The organism is Caulobacter sp. P1_D6, from assembly GCF_056406095.1.
In genome coordinates, this window is sequence record NZ_JBFUAW010000093.1 from 1 (window position 1) to 465 (window position 465).

Sequence of the window (465 nt, forward strand, 5' to 3'; positions counted from 1 at the left end):
GTCTGGAACAGCGGCGAATGCGACGTGGTGCGGCTGTGCTGCAGCTGCTCGACGAGGGACTCGAACGGAATCTCGCTGTGCGCGAAGGCGGCCAGATCGGCGGCGCGAACCGACGCGAGCACCTCGGCCACGGTGGCGTCCTGCGACAGCGGGGTGCGCAGGGCSAGSGTGTTGACGAACATGCCGACGAGCGGCTCGAGCGCGGGCTGTCCGCGCCCGGCCACGGGCGTACCGACGACGATGTCGTCACCGCCGCCGAGTCGCGACAACAGGACGGCCACCGCGGCGTGCATCACCATGAAGCGCGAGACACCGTGGCGCCGGGCGAGTGCGGCGATGGACGCGTGTCGTTCGGCGTCCAGATCGAAGTGCAGAGCGCCGCCGACGCCGGTGCGGGTGTCGGTTCGCGGGCGGTCCAGCGGGAGGTCGCCCACCTCCGGGATACCCGCGAGCGCAGTTCGCCAG

General features: G+C 71.7%; 1 protein-coding gene. It reads right to left on the reverse strand.

Annotated features, from left to right (window positions below):
* A partial coding sequence (locus AC1DYP_RS24825; protein WP_477048567.1) for a condensation domain-containing protein occupies window positions 1-465 on the reverse strand: 465 nt, incomplete at both ends.